3 protein-coding genes and 2 pseudogenes are annotated in these 7,736 nt (G+C 71.2%); 3 read left to right on the plus strand and 2 right to left on the minus strand.

The genetic code is table 11. The annotated features are described in order from the left end of the window. Both JM949_RS31300 and JM949_RS31305 read left to right on the plus strand, forming a co-directional pair. Positions 1-799: pseudogene (locus JM949_RS31300) on the plus strand (dihydrolipoamide acetyltransferase family protein); the annotation flags it as partial. Positions 800-928: 129 nt separating this feature from the next. Next, positions 929-2,607 (plus strand): annotated as a pseudogene (locus JM949_RS31305) (right-handed parallel beta-helix repeat-containing protein). 72 nt (positions 2,608-2,679) lie between these two features. On the opposite strand, the gene JM949_RS31310 reads toward JM949_RS31305, so the two are convergent. Both JM949_RS31310 and JM949_RS31315 read right to left on the minus strand, forming a co-directional pair. Then, entirely contained in the window at positions 2,680-4,779 is a 2,100-nt protein-coding gene (locus tag JM949_RS31310) for a PQQ-dependent sugar dehydrogenase (protein ID WP_203151718.1), read from the minus strand. A gap of 23 nt (positions 4,780-4,802) precedes the next feature. Continuing rightward, positions 4,803-5,756, minus strand: coding sequence for a sugar phosphate isomerase/epimerase family protein (locus JM949_RS31315; protein ID WP_203151719.1), 954 nt, complete (start codon positions 5,754-5,756; stop codon positions 4,803-4,805). A gap of 757 nt (positions 5,757-6,513) precedes the next feature. On the opposite strand from JM949_RS31315, the gene JM949_RS31320 reads away from it, so the two are divergent. Then, the coding region (locus JM949_RS31320) for a L,D-transpeptidase (protein WP_203151720.1) at positions 6,514-7,736 on the plus strand (1,223 nt) is incomplete at its 3' end.

Here is a 7,736-nt window from a genome sequence, read left to right on the forward strand (position 1 = left end):
CCGGCGGCGTGATCCGCCGCGCCGACGTGGAGTCCGCGCTGGCCGCGCCCGCCGCCCGACTCGCCGCCGTGCCGGACCCGCACGTCGCAGTGGCTCCGGCCGGCGACGGCGACGTCATCGTCCCGCTCACCGGGGTGCGCAAGGTGATCGCCGACAAGCTCTCCCGCAGCCGGCGGGAGATCCCGGAGGTGACCATCTGGGTCGACGTGGACGCCACCGGGTTGCTGGAGACCCGGGCCGCGATCAACGCCGCCACGCCCGACGCGCCGGTGAGCATCCTGGCCCTGCTGGCCCGGATCTGCCTCAGCGGGCTACGCCGGTTCCCGCAGCTCAACGCCCGGGTCGACACCGAGGCCCAGCGGATCGTCCAGTCCGCCGGGGTGCACCTCGGCATCGCCGCGCAGACCGACCGGGGCCTGCTCGTGCCGGTGCTGCGCGACGCCAGCGGCTCACCACCGCAGAGTTGGCCGCCGAACTGAGCGCGACCACCGCCGCCGCGCGCGCCGGCACGCTGCCGCCGGCCCGGCTCACCGGGGGCACCTTCACGCTGAACAACTACGGCGTGTTCGGTGTCGACGGCTCCACGCCGATCATCAACCACCCCGAGGCGGCCCTGCTCGGGGTCGGACGGATCGTGGACAAGCCGTGGGTGCTGGACGGGCAGCTCGCCGTCCGCAAGGTCACCCAGCTCAGCCTCACCTTCGACCACCGGGTCTGCGACGGTGGGGTGGCCGGTGGCTTCCTGCGGCACGTGGCCGACTGCGTGGAGCGCCCGGCGCTGCTGATCGCCGCCGTCTGACGCCTACCCGCTCGGCCCCGGCGCTGCCCCACGGCGCCGGGGCCGACGCTCGTCCGGGGGTTTCCCGGCCGCCTGATCGGGAAGTCGGCCCCGCCGAAGCGCGCCGAACGCGTCGAAGGGATCCGGCCTGTGGGCAAAGAGCTGCTACTCAACTCGGTCCGGGTGCGGCGACCCGCCGCGGCCGGCGCGCCGCTCTACTGCGACGCCCTGGAGTACGGGCTGACCGGTGACGGCGCGACGAACGACCAACCGGCGCTGGCCGCCCTCGTGGATCGCCTCGGCGCCGGGTACGCCTCGGACGGGCGGGCCCGGGTCATCTACTGCCGCCGGGCATCTACTCGATCCGCGACGCCGGCACGGTGTGGCGCAGCGGGGTGTCGCTGATCGGGGCCGGCCCGGCGGCGACCCGGTTCATGCTCAGCAACGAGGGCAACCGGGCCGACCCGACCCCGCTGGCCTTCTGGACCACCGTGCAGCACGGCGCCGACCGGGACCGACACATCGCCGACTGCACCTTCGCGGACTTCCAGATCGACGGTTCGGGCGTCGCCATGGCCGAGTACAGCTACCTGGCCAAGGGCCTCGGCCTGCAGTACGTGGTGCGCGGAATCTTCCGCAACCTCTACATCCACCACACCGCGGCCACCGGGCTGGGCTGCGACTTCCTCCAGGACTCGCTGATCGACGGGGTGGTGGTGGTCGGCTGTGGGCGCCTGGACAACGGCGAGCAGATCGGCGGCGCGGGCATCGGGATCGGCATCGGTGGCTGGGGCGGGGAGGAGCGGCTGACCATCGCCAACTGCACCGCCCTGGCCAACGGCACCAACGGCATCTTCCTCGAGTTGCAGAAGGACTACTGGGACCGGCCGCGCGGCTACCGCATCGTCGGCTGCCACAGTCAGGGCAACCGGTTCGGCATCTCCGACTGGGGCGCGGACGGCCTGATCGTCTCGGCCTGCACGATGACCGGCAACCTGGAGACCGGGTTCGACGTGTCCGCGCAGGGCACCGCCTCCGTGGCCGGTCGGGGTGGGCTGCTCACCGACTGCGTCATCGACGGCAACGTGCGCGACGGGGTCAGCATCGGCAACAGCCCCGGCCCGTACACCGTGCGGGGCAACCGGATCAGCGGCAACGGCCAGCACGGCTACCACGCGCGCGACCTCCGGCGCGGCTACCAGGGCCCGATCCGGGACGTGGTGATCGAGAGCAACGAGTTCTGGGGCAACGGGCTGGACGCCGTCCGGATCGACCACCAGATGACCGACGCGGTGCTGCTCAACAACCGGATCCGCAACAACGGACGGCAGTGCGCCGAAGGCACCGGCGGGACCGGCGACGCGGTCCGCTACGGCGAGCGGTCTCTGGTGGACCGGTCGGCCAACTGGCCGCACGACGGGCACCGCGGCAAGGTCCTGCGGGTCGGACGATCCGTGGCCATGGTGGCCGCCAACACCGGTGACGAACTCACCCTCGCCCCGGTCCGGCCGGACGCGTTCAGCGCGTGGAGCGGGGACGTGCCGCCGCCGGGATGCGGGTACGAACTGGCCGCCGCGCCGCTGCGGCGGGCCGGGATCACCATCAACGCGCCGTTCGACTCGGCCACCGTCCGCGGCAACCGGATCTGGGACAACCTCGACGACCAGACCCAGACGCACGGGCTGTGGATCACCGAGCGGGGCAGTTGTGTGGGCTGCCGGGTCGAGGACAACGACCTCGCCGGCAACGCCGACGACGGAATGCGGCTGGACACCCCGCCGGTGGGTGGCCGGTGGCGGGACAACCACGTGGACAGCGACTGGAGCTGAGCGGCGCGCGGAGCGCGACGACGTGCGGCGCGCGGAGAAACTCCGGCCGCCGCCGCTGTCACTGTGAACCGGTCAGCCGGCCAGGCCAGCCACCGGGTCCGGGTCCAGCACGACCGTCGCCGAGGCGGACTGCGGCGGTACGCCCGGCTCGGTCGGCGCGTCGGTGTACTCCGCGACGAACACGGCGGTCAGGTTGTCCGCGCCGCTGTGCCCACCGTCCACGAAGGTGGGGATGGTTCCGGAGCAGCCGGTCGCCGTGGACAGCGGGTGCCCGTGCTCGTCGTGCCCGAGCACGTAGGTGACCTTCACCCGGGAGCAGTCCACCGGCAGGTCGTCGGTGACCTTCACCTCGTACGCGACCGTCTGCCCGAACTCGAAGGGCTGCCCGGCCACCGGGGCGACGAACTCGATGGTCGGCGCGGTCGGCCCGACCACCAGCGGCAGGGTCGCCGAGGCGGACCGGCCGGTGCGGTCGGTCACCTTCAACGTCGGGTTGTACGAGCCGTTCTCCGCGAACGTCCAGGTCGGGTTCGGGTCGGTGCTGTCCACCGAGCCGTCCGCGTCGAAGTCCCACGCGTAGCTCAGCTTGTCACCGTCCGGGTCGGTGGTGCCGGCGCTGGAGAACGCGACGGTCAACGGGGCCTGCCCGACGGTCGGGGTGCCGCTGATCTTCGGGATCGGCGTCCGGTTGCCCCGGACGAAGTCGATCCGGGACAGCTGCGCGTCCGGGTTCTCGGCGAAGTAGCCGTCGCCGTACTCCAACACGTAGAGCGCGCCGTCCGGGCCGAACTCCATGTCCATCGGGTTGTCCACCACCAGCGACGGCGCCACCGGGCGGATGTCCTGCACGTCCCCGTCGGAGTCGAGGCGGAACTCCTTGATGTAGTCGCGGGTCCACTCGTAGAACAGCGGCACCCCGTCGTAGTAGGCCGGCCAGCGGGTACGCGACGTGCTGGTCCCGTCGTAGTCGTACGCCGGGCCGCCCATCGGGGCGATGCCGCCGGTGCCCAGCTGCGGGAACTCGGCCGAGGGGGCCGCCGCGTACCAGACCTCCGGCTGCTCGACCGGCGGCAGCACGCGCTTGCCGGTGTTGTGCGGCGAGTCGTTGACCGGGCGCTTGCAGTTGAACTTCGCGCCGGACTCGCCGGTGGCGAAGTCGTAGTCGCGGTAGGCGATCGTCGGCGTCACGCAGTACGGCCAGCCGTAGTTCGCCGGCTTGTCGACCAGCATCCACCGACCGTGCCCGGCCGGGCCGCGCTCCGGGTTCGGGCTGGAGGCGTCCGGCGAGTAGTCGCCCACGTACACGTTGTCGGTGCGCCGGTCGACGGCGAACCGGAACGCGTTGCGCAGCCCCATCGCGTAGATCTCCGGACGGGTCTGCGCCGTGCCGGGCTTGAACAGGTTGCCGGCCGGCACCGTGTAGCCACCACCGGACTTCACCTTGATGCGCAGCAGCTTGCCGCGCAGGTCGTTGGTGTTGGCCGCGGTGCGCTGGGCGTCGAAGGCCGGGTTACGGTCGGCCCGCTCGTCGATCGGGATGTAACCGTCGGAGGCGAACGGGTTGGTGTCGTCACCGGTCGACAGGTACAGGTTGCCCTTGCTGTCGAAGTCGATCTGCCCACCGACGTGGCAGCAGATGCCCCGGTCGGTCGGCACGTCGATGATCTGCTGCTCGCTGGCGAGGTTGAGCTTGGCCCCCTCCAGCTTGAACCGGGACAGCCGCAGCGCGCCCTTGAACCGCTGCCAGTCCGCCGCGGTTCCGGTCTCCGGCGCGTCCCCCTCGTTGACGTCCGGGGTCGCCGGGTCGTCCACCGGGGTGTCCATCGGCGGCGAGTAGTAGAGGTACACCCACTTGTTCTGGGCGAAGTTCGGGTCGATCGCGACCCCCTGCAACCCCTCCTCGTCGTGCTCGTACACCGGGATGTCGGCGGCGAGGGTGTTCAGCCCGGTGCGCGGGTCGTGGATGCGCACCTCGCCGGTGCGGGAGGTGTGCAGCACCCGCAGGTCGGGCAGGACGGCGAGGCTGATCGGCTCGCCGGGGAAGTCGTTGAGTGTCACTTTCTGGAAGCTGCTGTCCGGCGGCGCGGCCGGCGCGGCGGTGGCCGCCGACGGTGGTACGGCCAGACCGGCCGTCACCAGCAGTAGGGCGGACGCGAGTGCGGTCCTGTTCATCAGGTGTGTCCCCCGAGGTGGTGTCAGTACCGGAGTGAAGCGAGATAGTCGAAGCCGACGCGAGCGGTGTCCAGGGCGTCGGCGGGGGAGCGCGGCGGGGTGCCCGCGTCGTCACGCTCGACGATGTACTCCTCGATGCCGGCCTCCCGCTCGTGGGCGAAGATCCGGCCGAAGTCGATGACGCCGTCGCCGAGGTCGGCGAAGCCACCCTCGACGTCGAGGTCCTTGACGTGCACCTGGCGGATTCGGCCCCGGTTGGCCCGGATCACGTCGACCGGGTCGTGGGCGCCGCGCCAGGTCCAGTAGAGGTCGAGCTCGAAGTGGACCAGCCGCGGATCGGTCTGTGCGGTGAGGATGTCGAACCCGGTCGAGCCGCCGGTCAGCGGTACGAACTCGAGTTGGTGGTTGTGGTAGCCGAATTCGAGCCCCGCGCGTTCGGCGAGCCGACCGGCGCGGTTCAGGTCCCGGGCCAGGGCCTGGTAGACGGCCGGGTCCCGGATCGGCTGGCCGCTGGCGTCCCGACCGAAGTACGGGTGGACGATCTTCTTGCAGCCCACGACCTTGGCGTCGGCGAGGGCCTGCTCCCAGGTCGCGGCGTCGAAGGGCTGCGGAATGCCGACGTGCCCGGAGGTGGCGCGCAGGCCGGCCTCGTCGAGCGCGGCCCGGAACTGCGCGGCGGTGCGTCCGACGAAGCCGGCGTGCTCCACCCGCCGGTAGCCGATCCGGCGCAGCGCGTCCAGGGTGCCGGGCAGGTCGGCGGCGAGCTGGTCACGCAGGGTGTAGAGCTGGATGCTGATCCGGTCGACCGGCACCGGCGCGGCCTGGGACGGCCCGGCCGGTGCGGCGGTGGCCGGGCCGGCAAGCAGGCCGGCGGCGCCGACCGCGGCGGCGGAGACCGTCGCGGCGCGTAGCACGCCGCGCCGGCTGACCGGCGCGGACGCCGGTGTCGGCGCCGGTCGGTTGAACTGTTGAGCCATGGTGGTGGTCCCTTCCTGACGGCGAGGACGCCGTCGGCGGCGGTCGACCTGGCTGCCGTCTGCCGGGCGCGCCGAACCGGCCGGAGGCGGGCTCCGGCTGACGGTTATAAACGGCGCGGGTGCGGCCCGGACCCCTCGGGGGCGGAACGCGTCGACCCGGCAGGGTGGCGGCAAGATGATCGACGAATGGGCAACCCTCTATCTAGATCGTGACCCTACCCGTGTGTCCGGATGAAGGCAAAGCTTCGTCGCGTTCAGCAGAAGTTTCGCTCCAACTGACAAAAGTCCGCCCCCGACGTGCGGCACCGGGCGTGACCTCCCCCTTCCGCGCTCGCCCCCTTCCGCGCTCGCCCCCTTCGTGCTCGCCCCCCTTCGCGCTCGCCCCTTCCCGCGCCCGGCTTGGCTCGGCGCTTGATCGACTCGCGTTCCTGGAAATCGCGGTGTCCGACGCCGCCTGATAGGCCGGTTTCCTTGACGTCGTGTCGATCATGGCGGGCCGAGCGACGCCGCCGGCCGTGGGCCGCCCGGCCGTGGGTCGGTGAGGGCTGGTGCCGCGCGAACCGGACAGCCGGTGTTGCCTCCGTTGAAGCAGAGCAAAGGACGCGAGAAGGGCCGGTCGAACCCCTGTTCCACCAAGCGGAACATTGTCGGAAAATGCGTCGATAAATGCGCCGCCAATTATTTCCGAAAGGCGTTAACACCCCTGTCGAGAGGGCGAGAATGTGGCGGAGGGAAGCCAAAAACGGGGGGACTGAACATGACGTCTAGGCGGCGATTGACGCTGTTGGCGGTAACCATCGCGGCGGCACCACTCGTCCTGGGTGGGTGCACCGCCGACCGGGAGTCGGCGACCGGCTCGGCCAAGAGGCACGCCGCCCCGCCGGAGCTCGTCGTGACACCGGGGGACAAGGCCCGGGACGTCCCGGTCAGCGCCGAGGTGGGCACCGTGGTCAAGGGCGGGCGGGTCACCGGCGTACGCCTCACCGACGACAAGGGCAAGCAGGTCAACGCCGAGCCGCGCGAGGACGGCTCCGGCTGGGTGCCGAGCGCGCCGCTGCAACCTCGTCGGACCTACACCGCCGAGGTGACGGCGACGGGTGACTCGGGTGCGACCACCACCCGCAGCACGACGTTCACCACGATGGCCAAATCGACCAGACCGCAGATCACCAGCACCCTCTATTTCGACGGTAATCGGACGTACGGCACGGCGATGCCGGTAACGGTGGCGTTCGACCCGGGCGTTCCGAAAGAGGCCAGAGCGGATGTGCAGCGGCGGTTGTTCGTAAAGACGAATCCGCCGCAGCCGGGCACCTGGTCGTGGCTTGAGGATGGAAGTCAGGTCTATTACCGGGCGCCCGATTTCTGGAAGCCGGGGACCACCATCAGCGTCCGGGCCGCTCTGGAGGGGCTGCCGATCGGTAAGGACAAGGTCGGCGACGCCGAGCGCACCGCGACCTCCAAGATCGGACGGCAGCTCTCGCTGGAGATCGACAACGCCACCAAGCAGATGACCGTGCTGCGCGACGGCAAGCAGATTCGCCGGATCCCGGTGAGTCTGGGCAAGCCGAGCACGCCGAGCTCCAGCGGCAAGATGGTGATCATGGAAAAGCACGAGCGGACCACCTTCGACACCCGGGGTGAGCCGAACGGTGGCTACGTGGTCGACGTCGACGACGCCCAGCGCTACACCTGGGGTGGCGAGTTCATCCACTCCGCCCCCTGGTCCGAGGGCGACCAGGGCAGCACCAACGTCTCACACGGTTGCGCGAACGTCTCCGCCACGGCGGCCGACTGGTTGATGGGGGTCACCCAGGTCGGTGACCTGATCACCGTCAAGGGCACCGAGGTGGAGTTGCAGCCGGGCAACGGCTGGACGGCGTGGAACGTGAGCTGGGACGAGTTCGTGCGAGGCAGCGCCCTGCCGGTGCCGCCCGGGCTCAAGCCCGCGCCGGTCGCCCCGGCGCACCCGGGCGCGGT

It is taken from the genome of Micromonospora tarensis (assembly GCF_016803395.1).
Taxonomy (GTDB): domain Bacteria; phylum Actinomycetota; class Actinomycetes; order Mycobacteriales; family Micromonosporaceae; genus Micromonospora; species Micromonospora tarensis.